At 62.8% G+C, this 14,700-nt stretch carries 15 protein-coding genes; 14 read left to right on the top strand and 1 reads right to left on the bottom strand.

Features of this window, described 5'->3' with window-relative positions; translation table 11 throughout:
- The first annotated feature begins 103 nt into the window (after nucleotides 1–103).
- From AC3WVQ_RS28145 to AC3WVQ_RS28120, 6 genes are all read left to right on the top strand, one after another.
- Nucleotides 104–1,105, top strand: coding sequence for a LacI family DNA-binding transcriptional regulator (locus AC3WVQ_RS28145; protein WP_060521854.1), 1,002 nt, complete (start codon nucleotides 104–106; stop codon nucleotides 1,103–1,105).
- Nucleotides 1,106–1,251: 146 nt separating this feature from the next.
- Nucleotides 1,252–2,286: a sterol desaturase family protein gene (locus AC3WVQ_RS28140; protein ID WP_060584590.1), complete on the top strand. Its 1,035-nt coding sequence runs from the start codon at nucleotides 1,252–1,254 to the stop codon at nucleotides 2,284–2,286.
- An 8-nt stretch (nucleotides 2,287–2,294) separates the two neighbouring features.
- The gene (locus AC3WVQ_RS28135) at nucleotides 2,295–2,606 is read left to right on the top strand and encodes a MocE family 2Fe-2S type ferredoxin (protein WP_034801776.1); all 312 of its coding nucleotides are present in this window, start codon (nucleotides 2,295–2,297) and stop codon (nucleotides 2,604–2,606) included.
- A gap of 78 nt (nucleotides 2,607–2,684) precedes the next feature.
- Nucleotides 2,685–3,629, top strand: a complete 945-nt coding sequence (locus AC3WVQ_RS28130; protein ID WP_060529331.1) for a substrate-binding domain-containing protein — start codon at nucleotides 2,685–2,687, stop codon at nucleotides 3,627–3,629.
- Between the two features lie 222 nt (nucleotides 3,630–3,851).
- Complete coding sequence (locus AC3WVQ_RS28125; protein WP_034801729.1) at nucleotides 3,852–5,057, top strand: NAD(P)/FAD-dependent oxidoreductase; 1,206 nt, start codon at nucleotides 3,852–3,854, stop codon at nucleotides 5,055–5,057.
- Nucleotides 5,057–5,938, top strand: coding sequence for a sugar phosphate isomerase/epimerase (locus AC3WVQ_RS28120; RefSeq protein ID WP_492383279.1), 882 nt, complete (start codon nucleotides 5,057–5,059; stop codon nucleotides 5,936–5,938). Before AC3WVQ_RS28125 ends, AC3WVQ_RS28120 begins: the two co-directional genes overlap by 1 nt.
- Here AC3WVQ_RS28120 and AC3WVQ_RS28115 read toward each other — a convergent pair.
- On the bottom strand, nucleotides 5,931–6,872 hold the full coding sequence (locus AC3WVQ_RS28115) for a LysR family transcriptional regulator (protein WP_034801727.1): 942 nt from the start codon (nucleotides 6,870–6,872) through the stop codon (nucleotides 5,931–5,933). The two genes, AC3WVQ_RS28120 and AC3WVQ_RS28115, sit on opposite strands and share 8 nt — an antisense overlap.
- A gap of 152 nt (nucleotides 6,873–7,024) precedes the next feature.
- Between AC3WVQ_RS28115 and AC3WVQ_RS28110 the strand changes: the two genes are divergently transcribed.
- From AC3WVQ_RS28110 to AC3WVQ_RS28075, 8 genes are all read left to right on the top strand, one after another.
- Nucleotides 7,025–8,206 (top strand): muconate/chloromuconate family cycloisomerase, encoded by a 1,182-nt coding sequence (locus AC3WVQ_RS28110; RefSeq protein ID WP_134886313.1) that lies wholly within the window; start codon nucleotides 7,025–7,027, stop codon nucleotides 8,204–8,206.
- A gap of 10 nt (nucleotides 8,207–8,216) precedes the next feature.
- Nucleotides 8,217–8,507: a muconolactone Delta-isomerase gene (catC, locus tag AC3WVQ_RS28105; protein ID WP_034801725.1), complete on the top strand. Its 291-nt coding sequence runs from the start codon at nucleotides 8,217–8,219 to the stop codon at nucleotides 8,505–8,507.
- A gap of 75 nt (nucleotides 8,508–8,582) precedes the next feature.
- The gene (gene catA, locus AC3WVQ_RS28100) at nucleotides 8,583–9,521 is read left to right on the top strand and encodes a catechol 1,2-dioxygenase (RefSeq protein ID WP_034801723.1); all 939 of its coding nucleotides are present in this window, start codon (nucleotides 8,583–8,585) and stop codon (nucleotides 9,519–9,521) included.
- 100 nt (nucleotides 9,522–9,621) lie between these two features.
- Entirely contained in the window at nucleotides 9,622–10,980 is a 1,359-nt protein-coding gene (locus AC3WVQ_RS28095) for a Rieske 2Fe-2S domain-containing protein (protein WP_134886315.1), read from the top strand.
- Nucleotides 10,977–11,465: a benzoate 1,2-dioxygenase small subunit gene (gene benB / locus AC3WVQ_RS28090; RefSeq protein WP_034801721.1), complete on the top strand. Its 489-nt coding sequence runs from the start codon at nucleotides 10,977–10,979 to the stop codon at nucleotides 11,463–11,465. Before AC3WVQ_RS28095 ends, benB begins: the two co-directional genes overlap by 4 nt.
- Before the next feature lie 34 nt (nucleotides 11,466–11,499).
- Complete coding sequence (benC, locus tag AC3WVQ_RS28085; protein ID WP_034801720.1) at nucleotides 11,500–12,528, top strand: benzoate 1,2-dioxygenase electron transfer component BenC; 1,029 nt, start codon at nucleotides 11,500–11,502, stop codon at nucleotides 12,526–12,528.
- Nucleotides 12,525–13,313: a benzoate diol dehydrogenase BenD gene (gene benD / locus AC3WVQ_RS28080; protein WP_034801719.1), complete on the top strand. Its 789-nt coding sequence runs from the start codon at nucleotides 12,525–12,527 to the stop codon at nucleotides 13,311–13,313. Before benC ends, benD begins: the two co-directional genes overlap by 4 nt.
- 36 nt (nucleotides 13,314–13,349) lie before the next feature.
- Nucleotides 13,350–14,684: an MFS transporter gene (locus tag AC3WVQ_RS28075; protein ID WP_113553121.1), complete on the top strand. Its 1,335-nt coding sequence runs from the start codon at nucleotides 13,350–13,352 to the stop codon at nucleotides 14,682–14,684.
- Nucleotides 14,685–14,700 lie beyond the last annotated feature (16 nt).

Below are 14,700 nucleotides of genomic sequence, written 5' to 3'. Positions count from 1 at the left end.
CAGCGGCGGCGAGGGGAGGCCCTGACTTCGGACGCCTGCTCTGTCGAACAGGGGCGATCACATGCTAAGGCGCTATGAACACGTGTGGTGGGGAGTAGTCCAGGTGAGCAAGCCGAACTATCGCGACATTGCTGAACTGGCAGGCGTCGGTACCGCGACCGTCGAGCGGGTCTTGAACGGCCGCGGTGGTGTTCGCCCGGACCTCGTCGAAAAAGTCGTCGTTGCGGCGCGCGCGCTGAATTATCCGCGAACCCTTCCCGAGACCCATCGCGGGCTTTTGCGCATCGATGTGCTGATGGTGCGGCCGGAGACGACCTTCTATCGCCGCCTGTCGCAGGCCTTTCAGCGGATCGCCGAGACGCTGGATCCGCTCGTCGTCGTGCATCGCAGCTTTACCGAGGAAATGAAGCCGGAGGAGATCGCCAGGCGCATCCTTTCAGCCGAGGTTAGCCGCGCCGGATTGATCCTGGCCGTGCCCAATCATCCGCTGATCAGCGCCGCTGTCGAAGCCGTGATCGTGCGCGGCGTGCCGGTGGTCCATGTCGTGACAAGGGCCTCGCACGACTTGGGCGAATTCGTCGGCATCGACAATCACGCGGCCGGACGAACGGCGGCACTCTTCATCGCGCGCATGGCGCGCAAGGCGGGGCCCGTCGTCGCGCTCTGCCACCCGATCTATCAGGTCCATCGCGACCGCCTCAGTGGCTTCTCGGACTATTTTGAGGGGCATCCGGGCGACCGCCGGTTCGAGTGGCTGGGTTTTACCCGCGACGAGGAGCACTATGGCGCCGAAGCGTTGCGATGGGCGCTCGACATGTATCCGGATATGGCCGGGCTCTATAATGCCGGCGGCGCGAATGCGGCCCTGATCGACGTGCTTCGCCGACATAAGCGTGGCACCGAAATCTTCTTCGTCGGCCATGAGCTGACCGACTACACCCGCAAGGCGCTTAGCGACGGCATCATGGACGTCGTGCTCGACCAGGCGCCGGAGGCACAGGCCCGTCGCTCGCTTGACCTGATGCTGCGGCGGATCGGGCTTTCCGAGATGGAGCCGGACACCGCCCCCATTCGCTTCATTACCATCACAGCCGAAAGCCTTTGATCTGATTTGATCAAACAAGCTTTCGCCGTTCCGACCGCCTCCTGCTAGATTTTTATCAAGAAGGAGGCGCTCCGACAGACCCGGAAAGCAACCTCCTTCGAAGGATTTAGGGCGGAGCGCATGCGGTCCGCCGGGAGGAGAGCGCCATGGACGATCTGAAATATGGAACCCGCAACAAGCGCGGCGACTGGGCGCCGAACGAGCCGATCGAAACGGCGCCGCTGTTTGCCTTCCCGCCAAAACTGCTGGCGCTCGTCAAGTGGCTGCCGCATTACTTCTTTCCTTGGAATGCGATCTTCGCGGCGTCGGCCGTCGTCTATTGGGCCTGGGTGATCCCGCCGGTCGAGGCGATGCAGAGCTTGAGCGTCGGCTGGATCGCCTGGCTCTATGCGGTCAACGCGGTTTGCGTCTTCTTCTTCTACGGCGCTTTCGAGCTGCATCTCTATGTGCTGAAACGGCAGGAAAACCGGTTCAAGTACAACGGCAAGTTTCCGGCCGAGCAGAAGAGCAAAGCCTTCTGGTTCGAAAGCCAGAATCTCGACAACATCCTGCGCACGTTCCTCTCAGGCGTGACCATCTGGACCGCCGTCGAAGTCGCCATGCTCTGGGCCTACGCCAATGGCTATGCGCCGTGGCTGAGCTTCGCGGACAATCCCTGGACGCTCGCGCTCGTCGCATTGGTGGTGCCTGTTATCCACGAGTTCCATTTCTTCTGCATCCACCGGCTCATCCACACGCCGCTGCTCTACAAGTGGGTGCATTCGGTCCACCACAATTCGGTGAACCCGTCGCCCTGGTCGTCGCTGTCGATGCATCCGGTCGAGCACCTGCTCTACTTCGCCACCGCCTTCTATCACCTGATCCTGCCGTCCAACCCGATCCTGATGCTTTACCAGCTGCACTACGCGGGCTTCGGTGCCATTCCCGGCCATGTCGGCTTCGACAAGGTCGAGGTCGGTGAAGAGACGCTCGTCGATAGCCACGCCTATGCGCATTACCTGCACCACAAGTATTTCGAGGTGAATTACGGCGACGCCCTGATCCCGCTCGATCGCTGGTTCGGCACCTGGCACGACGGCTCCAAGGAGGGCGAGGCGCGGATGCAGGAGCGCTACCGCAAACGCAAGGAAAAACTCGCAGCCCGCAAGGCACGCAACACCATCGGGGAGGCAGCAGAATGAGCAACGTGATCACCTGGGTACCAGCCTGCAAGCTGGACGATATCGAACAGGAAGGGGCGATCCGCTTCGACCATGGCGGCCGAACCTACGCCGTCTACCGCGGTCCCGACGATAGCGTCTATTGCACCGCCGGGCTCTGCACCCACGAGGCCGTTCACCTCGCTGATGGCCTCGTCATGGACTACGAGGTGGAATGTCCCAAGCATTCCGGCGCCTTCGATTATCGCACCGGTGAAGCCATCAGGCTTCCGGCCTGCGAGAATCTCAAGACCTATCCCGCCGAAATCGTCGACGGCGAGGTTCGTGTGGCGCTCGGCTAAGGCCACCACGCAAGCATTGATCAGGCCCATCGGGCCTCCGGAATGCGATCGGGTGATCCGGCACCCTCGGAGGAAATCATGAAATCCATGTACCTGGCGGCTGCGCTTGCCGCCTTGATGGGAAGTGCTGCCTCGGCGGAGACGATCGGCGTCTCGATGCAGAGCTTCGACAACAACTTCCAGACGCTGCTGCGTGAGGGCATCAATGCCCGCGCTGCCGAAGTCAACGGCGCCACCGTTCAGATCGAAGACGCACAGACCGACATCTCCAAGCAGCTCAACCAGGTGAACAATTTCATCGCGGGCGGCGTCGACGCGATCATCATGACGCTGACGGATACCTCGGCCGCCCCCGGCATCAGCGAAGCCGCTGAGAAGGCCGGTATTCCGCTCGTCTATCTCAATCTAGAGCCGGATAACCTCGGCAAGCTGCCGGAAAAGCAGGCCTATGTCGGCTCGAAAGAAACGGACTCCGGCAGATTGGGTGCGGAAGCTGCCTGTTCGCTGCTGAAGGAAAAGGGCAAGGCCAGTGATGCGCAGGTCTATATCCTGATGGGAGACCTTGCTCACCAGGCCTCGCGCGACCGCACCTCGGCGTTCAAGGAAACGCTCGCTGCCGGCGACTGCAAGGGTGCGACGATTGCCGACGAGCAGTCGGCCGCCTGGACGCGCACCAATGCGATGGATCTCACCACCAACTGGATCACCGCCGGACAGCCGATCGACGTGGTCTTTGCCAACAATGACGAAATGGCGATCGGCGCCATCCAGGCGCTGAAGGCCGCCGGTGTATCGATGGACGACGTGATCGTCGTTGGCATCGACGCGACCCAGGACGGGCTTGCCGCCATGGCCGCCGGCGACCTCGACGCAACCGTATTCCAGAACGCCAAGGGGCAATCGGCTAGCGCCGTCGACACGGCCGTCTCGCTGGTGCGCGGTGAAAGCGTCAAAAAGAACGTCTGGGTTCCCTTCGAGCTCGTTACGCCGAAAAACATGGCCGATTACGCGGCGCGCAACTGATCCTCCTCCTGCATGTTTCCTTAATCGTCGCCGATTGAAGCACAGAAACATGCAGGAATTCAGAGTTTTACAGCGACCTTTGCGCGTCTGAACGGATGCGCGGCGCTGTGGGCCGGCGCACTTCTCCTGCCTGCGCCGGCCACCTTTTTGAACGGGCTGACAAATCTTGCGTGCGGTTTTGCGACCGCCCCGCACGTCAACGCATGATCTACGGAGCAAGCTATGGATCGCATCGTCATAATCGGCGCCGGGGAATCCGGCACGCGCGCGGCCTTTGCCCTGCGTGAAACTGGCTTTGCCGGCAGCGTCACGCTCATCGGCACGGAACCGCATCTGCCCTATGAGCGGCCACCGTTGTCGAAGCCGCTCAATGGCGCCGTACAGATGAAGCCGATCTGCGGCGCTGAGGCGCTGGAGGCCGCCGGTATCGACTACCGGCAAGGTGTTTCTGCATCCCGACTGGATGCCGGTGACCGCTCCGTCACCTTGAGCGATGGCCGGACGCTCACCTATGACAAGCTGTTGCTCGCCACCGGCGCCCGTCCGAGGCGCCTCGCTTGCATAGGGGCCGAGCGCGCACTGGATTTCCGCACCTACGCCAATGCGGCGGCGATCTTCGCCCGTGCCGAAGCCGGCAGACACGTTGCGATCATCGGCGGTGGACTGATCGGCATGGAGCTTGCGGCGGTGCTGCGCGGCAAGGGCATCATGGTTAGCGTTATCGAAATGGCGCCGAAGCCGCTCGGTCGCGCGGTGCCGCCGCGTTTTGCCGCGAAGCTTCATGCCCGGCATCAGGATGAGGGCGTCACCTTCCATCTGGGGCAGGGGATCGCCGAAATCACCGGTGATGCGGTTGTTCTTTCCGACGGCACTCCGGTGCCGGCCGATATCGCCGTCGCCGCCATCGGCGTCCAGCCGGATACAGCACTCGCGGAGGCGGCGGGGCTTGCCGTCGGCAACGGTATCCTGACGGATGGCTATCTGCGCACCAGCGATCCGAACATCTATGCATCAGGCGATTGCGCCGCCGTGGCCCAGCCGGGTGGCGGGTATGTGCGCTTCGAAAGCTGGCGCAATGCACGCACCCAGGCCGAGGTCGCGGCCCTCAACATGGCCGGCGGCAAGGAGGCTTTTTCTGCCATCCCCTGGTTCTGGACCGATCAATACGATCTCGGCCTGCAGGTGGCGGGCCTGCCCCATCCGGACCATCAAAGCGTGACACGCCAGCTCGATGGTGGCGAACTCGAATTCTACCTCGATGGCGGGCGTCTCGTCGCCGCCGCTGGCCTCGGTTTCGGCAATGGTCTCGCCAAGGATATCAAGCTCTCGGAAATGCTGATTGCTGCCGGCGTCAGTCCCGATCCGGGAGCGCTCGCCGACGCCAGCGTGAACCTCAAGGCGCTGCTCAAAAGTGCCAGGGCCGCCTGATGCAGAAGCTGCTTGTCTTTCAATCGCTCTGGGCGATGGAGCGCCGGCATGCGGACGGCTTTGAGCGCAGTCTCGAAGAGAACATCGCAATGATCGTCGAGGCCGGGTTCGACGGCATCAGCGCGCATTATACCAATCGGCGCGATGTCGAGCACCTCAATGCCGTGATCCGCGGAACGGGCTTGAAGATCGAGGGCGTCTGTTTTCCTCGAAGCGTCGAGGATTTGCGCCTGACGCTGGAACTGGCCTCGGAGTTTCCGGTGAGCCACATCGATCTGCAGGCCGATGTTCGCCCGCGCCGGGTCGAGGATTGCCTGCCGCTGCTTGACGGCTGGGCCAGGCTTGCTGAGGAAATGGATGTTCCCGTCTATATCGAAACCCACCGTCACCGGATCACCAACGACCTCCTCTTCACGCTCGACCTGCTCGACCGGCGGCCCGATCTGCCGCTCTTGGCCGACCTCTCGCACTATCTCGTTGGCCGGGAATTCGCCTTTCCGGTGGAAGACGAAAGCCACGCCCAGATCCAACGCATTCTGCGCAACGCCGGCGCCTTCCACGGCCGTATCGGCTCCTGCCAGCAGATCCAGATCGAGCTTTCCTTTCCCCACCATCTGCCCTGGGTCGCTCTCTTCCGCGAGTGGTGGGACTACGGCTTCCGGCACTGGCGCCCCCACGCTGCCAACGATGCCGAGCTGGTCATGACCTGCGAACTCGGCCCAAGGCCCTATGCCATCACCGACAGGGACGGTAACGATACGACTGATCGCTGGGCCGAGGCGCTTTTGCTTCGCGAGATGGCCTGCGAGATCTGGGCGGAAAGTGCCAATTCCCCGACGGGTGAAGCACGGGATCTGAGGACGCCTGAACTCGTCATTTAACGAAGGACGGCCGGAACGGCAGATTGTGCTCGAGGCCGAGCCAGGGCGGGTTTTCGGCATACATTTCCACGATCAGCGCCTTGATCAGCTCGATGTAACGGGAATTGTCGCCGACCCGATGGTTGAGGATGACGGGTGAGGTCGCCCGCTCGCCCTCGATCATGCGATAGTGCAGATCGGAGCGGACCTGACGCGCAGAGGACGGGACGATACAAAGTCCGGCATCCGAGGCGACGAGGCCAAGCGCACTCTGGATCTCACGCACCTCATGCACCTCGGCCGGGCGCACATCCTGCGCGTGGAGCAGGCTCAACACGTGATCGGCATAGCTCGGGCGCGGTTCCTTCGGGTAGACGATCAGTTTTTGCCCGGCAACCGCACTCAACGGAAGCGGAGATGTGTCATCGGCAAACGGCGTGCCCTGCGGTATCGCCAAGGCGAGGCGCTCTTCCCGCATGAGGATGCCGGCGACATTGGGATCGTTGTGATGCAGCCGCCCGAAGCCGACATCGATCCGGCCTTCCTTCAGCGCCGCGATCTGCTGCACCGACACCATCTCCAACAGCCGGATATCGAGTTCCGGCGCGTTCTGCCTGAGCTTGCGCACCAGCGTCGGCAGCCCGCCATAGAGCGTGGACGCGACGAAGCCGATCGACAGCACGCGGTTCTGGTTGAGACCGACGCGGCGGGTCGCCTCTACCATCTGTTCCACCCGGCCGAGCACTTGCAGCGATTGTTCGTAAAACAATCGCCCCGCTTCCGTCAGCCGCACCGGCCGGCTCTTGCGGATGATCAGCGGCACGCCCAGTTCTTCCTCAAGAAGCTGGATCTGCCGGCTCAAGGGCGGCTGGGCGATGTGCAGCTGCTCGGCAGCGCGGGTGAAGTTGCGCTCGCGGGCGACGGCGACGAAGTAGCGAAGCTGGCGCAGATCCAATGTTACAGCCCCCATTTTCCTACCGTTGCGGTATGTTGCAGTGCGGCAAGCGCATGAATGCGCGTAATCTTTGCCATACTATACCGTCAAGGTATCATAGGTAACCTATTTGGTGTTGGACGTCACCCGCTGCGTGGGCGCACATTCAGGTCATGAACACGACCCTTGCACCCATCGCCCCGACAGCAGCCCTCTTCCCCGTGATCGAACGGGTCGAGACCATGCTGGTCGACCTGCCGACCATCCGGCCGCACAAGCTGTCGGTCGCGACCATGACCGGCCAGACGCTGATGCTGGTGAAGGTCCATTGCAGCGACGGAACGGTCGGCATTGGCGAGGGTACGACGATCGGCGGGCTTGCCTATGGCGGCGAGAGCCCGGAAAGCATGAAGCTTGCGATCGATACCTATTTTGCGCCTGTCATGGTCGGTGAGGACGCGACCCACGTGAAGGCGCTGATGGCGCGCATCGGCAAGGCGATCAAGGAAAACCGTTTCGCCAAGAGCGCGGTGGAAACGGCGCTGCTCGACGCCCATGGAAAGCGCCTGGGTCTGCCGGTCAGCGAACTGCTCGGCGGGGCACTGCGCAAGCGCCTGGCGGTCGCTTGGACGCTGGCGTCGGGTGACACGGCCAAGGATATCGCCGAGGCCGAGAAGATGCTCGAGCTACGCCGTCATCGGATCTTCAAGCTGAAGATCGGTGCCAGGCCGCTGAAGGACGATATCGCCCATGTGGCGGCGATCAAGAAGGCGCTCGGCGAGCGCGGCGCGGTGCGCGTCGACGTCAACATGGCCTGGAGCGAATTTGAGGCCGCCTACGGCATGGCAGCGCTCGCCGATGCCGGATGTGAACTGGTCGAGCAGCCGGTGGCTTCGACCGCAGCGCTCGGTCGCCTCGTCCGCCGTTTCCCGCTGGCGCTGATGGCCGACGAGTCCCTCACCGGACCCGAGAGCGCCTTCGAGATCGCCAAGACCAAGGGGGCCGACGTCTTCGCGGTCAAGATCGAACAGAGCGGAGGTCTGTTCAATGCGCAGCGCGTGGCGGTCATCGCCGATGCCGCGGGCATTGAACTCTATGGCGGCACGATGCTGGAAGGTGGTGTCGGCACAGTGGCGTCAGCCCACGTGTTTTCCACCTTCGCCAAGCTGCAATGGGGCACGGAGCTCTTCGGTCCGCTGCTTTTGACCGAGGAAATTCTGGCGACGCCGCTCGACTACAGCGACTTCGAGCTGACGGTGCCGGATGCTCCAGGGCTCGGGATCGAACTCGATGAAGATCGGCTGAAATTCTTCGCGCGCGACGGGCTGCGCAAGACGATCAGCGTTGCGAAGTAAGGACTGAGCCATGCTGTTTCACGTCAGAATGGATGTTCGCATTCCCCACGATCTGCCTGCCGAGCAGGCGGCGGAGATCCTCGCCCGGGAAAAGGCCTATTCGCAACAGCTGCAGCAGAGCGGCAAGTGGCGGCATATCTGGCGGATCGCCGGGCAGTACGCGAACTACAGCGTCTTCGACGTGAAGGACAATGCCGAGCTGCACGAGATCCTCTCGGGGCTGCCGCTGTTCAAGTTCATGCAGATCGAGGTCACGCCGCTGCTTCGGCACCCATCCTCGATCCGCGAGGACGATAGCTGAGAATTTGTGCGTGCCGCGGCCAGGAGGTTTGGCAAGCGGCTTGAGCTTCAAGACAATCCAAGTGGAGGAATTGATATGAACGTGAAGATTTTCGACAAGCCGGAGACTCAAGCTTTCCTGAAGGTTCTCAGCGGCCTCGACAAGGACGGCGGCAACCCGCGTGTCAAAGAGATCGTGCACCGGCTGATGTCTGACCTGTTCAAGGCGATCGACGATCTCGACATCACCCCGGACGAATACTGGACCGGTATTGCCTGGCTGAACGAGATCGGCGCTGCCGGCCAGGCCGGCCTGATCTCGCCCGGCCTCGGCCTCGATCACTTCCTCGATGAACGTCTCGACGCGATCGACGAAGCGCTCGGCATCGAGAATCAGACGCCGCGCACCATCGAAGGTCCGCTCTATGTCGCCGGCGCACCGGCCTCGGAAGGCTTCGCCCGTCTCGACGATGGCCGCGACACCAATGGCCAGACGCTGATCATGCACGGCACCGTCTATGATGCCGACGGCCAGCCGCTGAAGGGCGCGACGGTCGAAGTCTGGCACTGTGACACCCGCGGTTTCTATTCGCACTTCGACCCGACCGGCCTGCAGGCGCCGTTCAACATGCGCCGCACGATCGTCACCGACGCCAAGGGCTGTTACAAGTTTCAAAGCATCGTGCCGCACGGCTACGGCGTGCCTCCGGGAAGCCCGACAGAGCAGCTGCTTTCCGCCCTTGGCCGTCACGGCCAGCGCCCGGCCCACATCCATTTCTTCATCAGCGCCGATGGGCACCGCAAGCTGACGACCCAGATCAACATCGCCGGCGATCCGCTGGTCAACGACGACTTCGCCTATGCGACGAGGGATGGCTTGGTGCCTGACGTCACCGAGCGGACCGACGAGGCGAGCATCAAGGCGAACAACCTCTCCGGCCCCTTCGCCGAGATCGAATTCGACATCCATCTCACCTCACTGGTGAACGGCGTCGACAACCAGATCAACGAGCAGCGTAAGCGCGCCGCCGCCTGATCACCTCTGCGGCGGCCGACTGAGCCGCCGCCCCCTGACATCAGACATTGTTGCAATCGCTAGAGCCGAGCACGGATCAGCCGTTTGCGGGAGAAGAACCATGTCCGCCGTTATCGACAAAGCCCAAGCCCTCGACGACCTGCTCGCCACCGCGGTCGAGGACGATCATGAGGCCGGCACGTTCCGCTGCCGCCGCGACATCTTCACCAACGAAAACCTCTTCGAGCTGGAGATGAAGCACATCTTCGAGAGCAACTGGGTCTATCTCGCCCACGAGAGCCAGATCCCCGAGAACAACGACTATTACACCACCTATATCGGCCGGCAGCCGGTTGTCGTCACCCGTGACAAGACGGGCGAACTGCACGCCGTCATCAATGCCTGTGCCCATCGCGGCGCCATGCTCTGCCGGCGCAAGCACGGCAACAAGGGCAGCTTCACCTGTCCCTTCCACGGCTGGACCTTCTCCAACACCGGCAAGCTCCTGAAGGTGAAGGACGAGAAGACGACGCAGTATCCGCCGCAGTTTGCCAAAGACGGTTCGCACGACCTGAAGCGCGTTGCCCGTTTCGAGAGCTATCGCGGCTTCCTGTTCGGCAGCCTCAATCCTGATGTCACCTCGCTCGAGGACTATCTCGGCGAAACGAAAGTCATCATCGACCAGATCGTCGACCAGGCGCCTGACGGTCTCGAGGTACTGCGCGGCAATTCCTCCTATATCTACGACGGAAACTGGAAGCTGCAGATGGAGAACGGCTGCGACGGCTATCACGTCAGCTCCGTTCACTGGAACTATGCCGCCACTATGGGCCGGCGCAACGAGGAGGGCACAAAGGCGGTCGATGCCTCGAGCTGGAGCCGCTCGATTGCCGGCGTCTACGGTTTCGACAACGGCCACATCCTGCTCTGGACCAACACCATGAACCCGGAGGTCCGGCCGATCTACAGCCACCGCGAGGAGATCAAGGCGCGCGTCGGCGAGGTGCAGGCGGATTTCATCGTCAACCAGACCCGCAATCTCTGCCTCTATCCGAACGTCTTCCTGATGGACCAGTTCAGCACGCAGATCCGCGTCACCCGTCCGATCAGCGTCGACAAGACCGAGATCAGCATCTTCTGCTTCGCGCCGAAGGGTGAAAATGCGGCCGATCGCACGCTGCGCATCCGCCAATACGAAGATTTCTTCAATGTCTCCGGCATGGGCACGGCCGACGATCTCGAGGAGTTCCGCGCCTGCCAGCAGGGTTACGCCGGCATCACCGCGCTCTGGAACGATCTCTCTCGCGGTGCGCCGCTCTGGATCGACGGTCCGGATGAGAACGCCAGGCGCATGGGCATCGCACCGCTGCTCTCGGGCGAGCGCAGCGAAGACGAAGGCCTCTTTGTCCGCCAGCACGAATATTGGGCGAAGGTGATGCGCACAGCACTTGCCTCCGAAAAGCAGGGAGCGGTCGCATGACGATCTCCTATGACACCGCCTGCGCCTTCCTCTATCGCGAAGCGCGCCTGCTCGACGACCGGCAATGGGACGAATGGCTGACCTGCTATGCGCCGGACGTCAGCTACTGGATGCCGGCCTGGGACGACGACGATCAGTTGACCGAAGATCCGCAGTCGCAGATCTCGCTGATCTATTACCCGAGCCGCGATGGCCTGGAAGATCGCGTCTTTCGCATCAAGACCGAACGCTCTGGAGCGTCCACGCCGGAGCCGCGCACAAGCCACAACGTCACCAATGTCGAGCTTGTGGCCGATCGCGGCGAGGAGGCGGACTTCCGCTACAACTTCCACACGCTCAACCACCGCTACAAGGTCACCGACCACTTCTTCGGGACCATGTTCGTCACGCTCCGCAAGAGCGGCAGTGAACTGCTGATCTCACGGAAGAAGATCGTGTTGAAGAACGACTACATCCGCCAGGTCATCGACGTCTACCACATCTGACGGCCGTCGCCTGACAGGAATGGGAGGAACAACCATGGCCAGCTACAGGATCGCTTTGAATTTCGAGGACGGCGTCACCCGCTTCGTCGAATGCAGGGACGATGAGAAGGTGCTCGACGCCGCCTTCCGCAACAAGATCAACCTGCCGATGGACTGTTCGGACGGGGTTTGCGGCACCTGCAAGTGCCGCGCCGAAAGCGGCGCCTACGACCTCGGCGACGACTTCATCGACGATGCGCTGACAGCGGACGAGGCGGCAAGCGGACTGGTGCTGACCTGCCAGATGAAGCCGTCGAGCGACTGCGTCATCGCGGTGCCGACGACAGCAGCGGCCTGTAAGACCGGACAGCAGAAGTTTACGGCGAGTGTGGCAAGCGTCGTCCCGCACAACGATGCGGCGATCGTGCTCGAACTGGATATCGAGGGCGCTGCAGCGCCGGCCTTTCTGCCGGGGCAGTACGTCAACATCGACGTGCCCGGCAGCGGCCAGAGCCGTTCCTATTCCTTCTCCTCGGCATCGGGCGAGACGCGCGTCGGCTTCCTGATCAAGAAGATCCCGGGCGGGCTGATGAGCACGTGGCTGGAACACGCCGAAGTCGGCACGAAACTGGAATTGACCGGGCCGCTCGGCAGTTTCTATCTGCGCGAGGTTCAGCGCCCCCTGCTCTTCCTCGCCGGTGGCACCGGTCTTGCGCCGTTCCTGTCGATGCTTGAGGTTCTGGCCCGCACCAACCCGGAGCAGAAAGTGCATCTGATCTACGGCGTCACCCGCGACCTCGATCTGGTGCTTGTCGACGAGATCGAAGCCTATACCAAGCGGCTTGCCAACTTCACCTTTGACACGGTGGTGGCGGATGTCGCCTCCAGCCATCCGCGCAAGGGCTGGGTGACCCAGCACATGCCCGAGGACGTGCTGAACGGCGGCGATGTCGACGTTTATCTCTGCGGCCCGCCGCCTATGGTGGACGCAGTGCGCAAGCATCTCGACGACACCGGCGTAAGGCCCAACAGTTTCCACTATGAGAAGTTCACGCCCAATGCGGTGGCGAAGGAGGCAGCATGACCTCCGCTCGTTTCGAAGGACGGTTTGCCGGCAAGGCAATCGTCGTCACCGGTGCCGCGCAAGGGATCGGCCGCGCCGTGGCGCTGCGTGCCGTGGCTGAAGGCGGCAAGGTTCTCTTTGTCGACCGTGCCGATTTCGTGTCCGAGGTGGCGGCGGAGGCCGGCAGTGAATGGGCGGCTGCCTTCGTAGCCGATCTTGAAACGCACGAGGGGGCAGCCGCAGCCATGCACTTTGCCGCGGAAAAATTCGGCGGCATCGACATCCTGATCAACAATGTCGGCGGCGCCATCCGCATGCGTCCCTTTGCCGAATTCGAACCGGTGCAGATCGATGCAGAGATCCGCCGCTCGCTGATGCCGACTCTCTACTGTTGCCATGCGGTGCTGCCGCATCTCTTTGCCCGCGGTGGCGGCACCATCGTCAACGTGTCGTCCAATGCCACGCGCGGCATTCACCGCGTGCCCTATTCGGCGGCCAAGGGCGGCGTCAATGCCATCACCCAGTCGCTGGCGATGGAGCTTGCCGACCGCAACATCCGCGTCGTTGCCACAGCGCCGGGCGGAACCGAGGCGCCGCCGCGCCGCATCCCGCGCAATGCCGAAGGCGACAATGAGGCCGAGAAGGCCTGGATGGGCGACGTCGTCGCCCAGGTGAAGCAGTCGAGCTTCATGAAACGCTACGGCAGCATCGAAGAGCAAGCGGCGCCGATCCTGTTCCTGGCCTCCGACGAGGCCTCCTACATCACCGGCAGTGTTCTGCCGGTCGCCGGCGGCGATCTCGGCTGACGGACCTTTTTCAACGCGCGAACACCTGGGGAGGAGATGATGCGCACGATCGATGTGAATGAAGCAATTGACGGGAGCCCGCTTGGGAGCTTCCAGTGGATGGTTGTAGCGCTCTCGGCGCTGCTGTTGATCGTCGACGGTTACGACGTCTTCGTCGCCGGCACGGTGCTGCCGACGCTGATTGCCGAATGGGGCCTGAGCAAGCCGCAGGCCGGGGCGCTGCAGGCCTGGGCGCTGTTCGGCATGATGTTCGGGGCGCTGATCTTCGGCCCGCTCGCCGACCGGATCGGCCGCAAGAAGGGAATCGCCATCAGCTTCCTGCTGTTTACGCTCTCAACCCTTTTGACCGGCTTTGCCAATTCGCCGGAGCAATTCAAGATCTTCCGGTTCTTCGCCGGTCTCGGCTGCGGCGGCTTGATGCCGAATGCGGTGGCGCTGATGAACGAATATGCGCCGAAGCGTCTGCGCGGCACGCTGGTGGCGCTGATGTTCTCCGGCTATTCCGTCGGCGGCATGGTCGCTGCCGGCCTCGGTATCGGCCTCATCCCGTCCTATGGCTGGAAGCCGATGTTCTTCATCGCCGCCGTGCCGCTGCTCCTCTTGCCAGTGATCCTCTGGAAGCTGCCGGAATCGCTCGGCTTCCTTATCCGCCAGGGCAAGCAGGAAGAGGCCAAACGCATCTATGCCAAGATCGATCCGAACGCGCGTCTCGGTACCACCGACAGGCTGGTCTTCTCCGAGAGGAAGGGGGCCTCGGCATCGGTGCTGGAACTCTTCCGCCATCAGCGGACCCTGCGCACCGTGATGCTCTGGGTCGCATTCTTCTGCTGCCTACTGCTCGTCTATCTCTTGTCGTCCTGGCTGCCGAAGGTGCTGCAGGAAGCTGGCTATGCCGAGAAGGCGAGCCTGCTCAGCCTGTTCTCGCTGAATTTCGGCGGCATGGTCGGCGCCATTGCCGGCGGTTGGCTCGGTGACCGCTTCGGCCTGCCCAAGGTGGTGGTCGGTTTCTTCGTTGCCGCCGCCTTCTCGATCGCGCTGATCGGCTTCAATCCGCCGACGGGTGTCCTGTTTCTGATGGTCTTTGTTGCCGGCGCCACCACGATCGGCACGCAGATCCTGCTCTATGCCAGCGTGGCGCAGCTCTACAACCTGTCGGTTCGCTCCACCGGTTTGGGCTGGGCCTCCGGTGTCGGTCGCATCGGCGCGATCGTCGGCCCGACGCTCGGCGGCGTGCTCCTGGCGCAGGAGCTTCCGCTGCAGCAGAACTTCGCGATCTTCGCCGTACCGGCGGCGATCTCGGCTGTCGCCATGCTGGTCTTCGCGGTCAGCAACGCCCGCCGCGTGGAGATCGCGCGACTGGCGGCGGCATAGATCGAGGCGAGGCGGC

The organism is Ensifer sp. EB106-05-01-XG146, assembly GCF_058791875.1.
Note: the sequence above shows the minus strand (reverse complement) of the source record. Positions and strands in the feature narration are given on the sequence as shown.

Excerpts from the sequence above, each read along its gene's own strand:
- AC3WVQ_RS28140 (WP_060584590.1), top strand. The coding sequence starts at position 1,252 with ATGGACGATCTGAAATATGGAACCCGCAACAAGCGCGGCGACTGGGCG.
- AC3WVQ_RS28130 (WP_060529331.1), top strand. The coding sequence starts at position 2,685 with ATGAAATCCATGTACCTGGCGGCTGCGCTTGCCGCCTTGATGGGAAGT.
- AC3WVQ_RS28125 (WP_034801729.1), top strand. The coding sequence starts at position 3,852 with ATGGATCGCATCGTCATAATCGGCGCCGGGGAATCCGGCACGCGCGCG.
- AC3WVQ_RS28120 (WP_492383279.1), top strand. The coding sequence starts at position 5,057 with ATGCAGAAGCTGCTTGTCTTTCAATCGCTCTGGGCGATGGAGCGCCGG.
- AC3WVQ_RS28110 (WP_134886313.1), top strand. The coding sequence starts at position 7,025 with ATGAACACGACCCTTGCACCCATCGCCCCGACAGCAGCCCTCTTCCCC.
- catC (WP_034801725.1), top strand. The coding sequence starts at position 8,217 with ATGCTGTTTCACGTCAGAATGGATGTTCGCATTCCCCACGATCTGCCT.
- catA (WP_034801723.1), top strand. The coding sequence starts at position 8,583 with ATGAACGTGAAGATTTTCGACAAGCCGGAGACTCAAGCTTTCCTGAAG.
- AC3WVQ_RS28095 (WP_134886315.1), top strand. The coding sequence starts at position 9,622 with ATGTCCGCCGTTATCGACAAAGCCCAAGCCCTCGACGACCTGCTCGCC.
- benB (WP_034801721.1), top strand. The coding sequence starts at position 10,977 with ATGACGATCTCCTATGACACCGCCTGCGCCTTCCTCTATCGCGAAGCG.
- benC (WP_034801720.1), top strand. The coding sequence starts at position 11,500 with ATGGCCAGCTACAGGATCGCTTTGAATTTCGAGGACGGCGTCACCCGC.
- benD (WP_034801719.1), top strand. The coding sequence starts at position 12,525 with ATGACCTCCGCTCGTTTCGAAGGACGGTTTGCCGGCAAGGCAATCGTC.
- AC3WVQ_RS28075 (WP_113553121.1), top strand. The coding sequence starts at position 13,350 with ATGATGCGCACGATCGATGTGAATGAAGCAATTGACGGGAGCCCGCTT.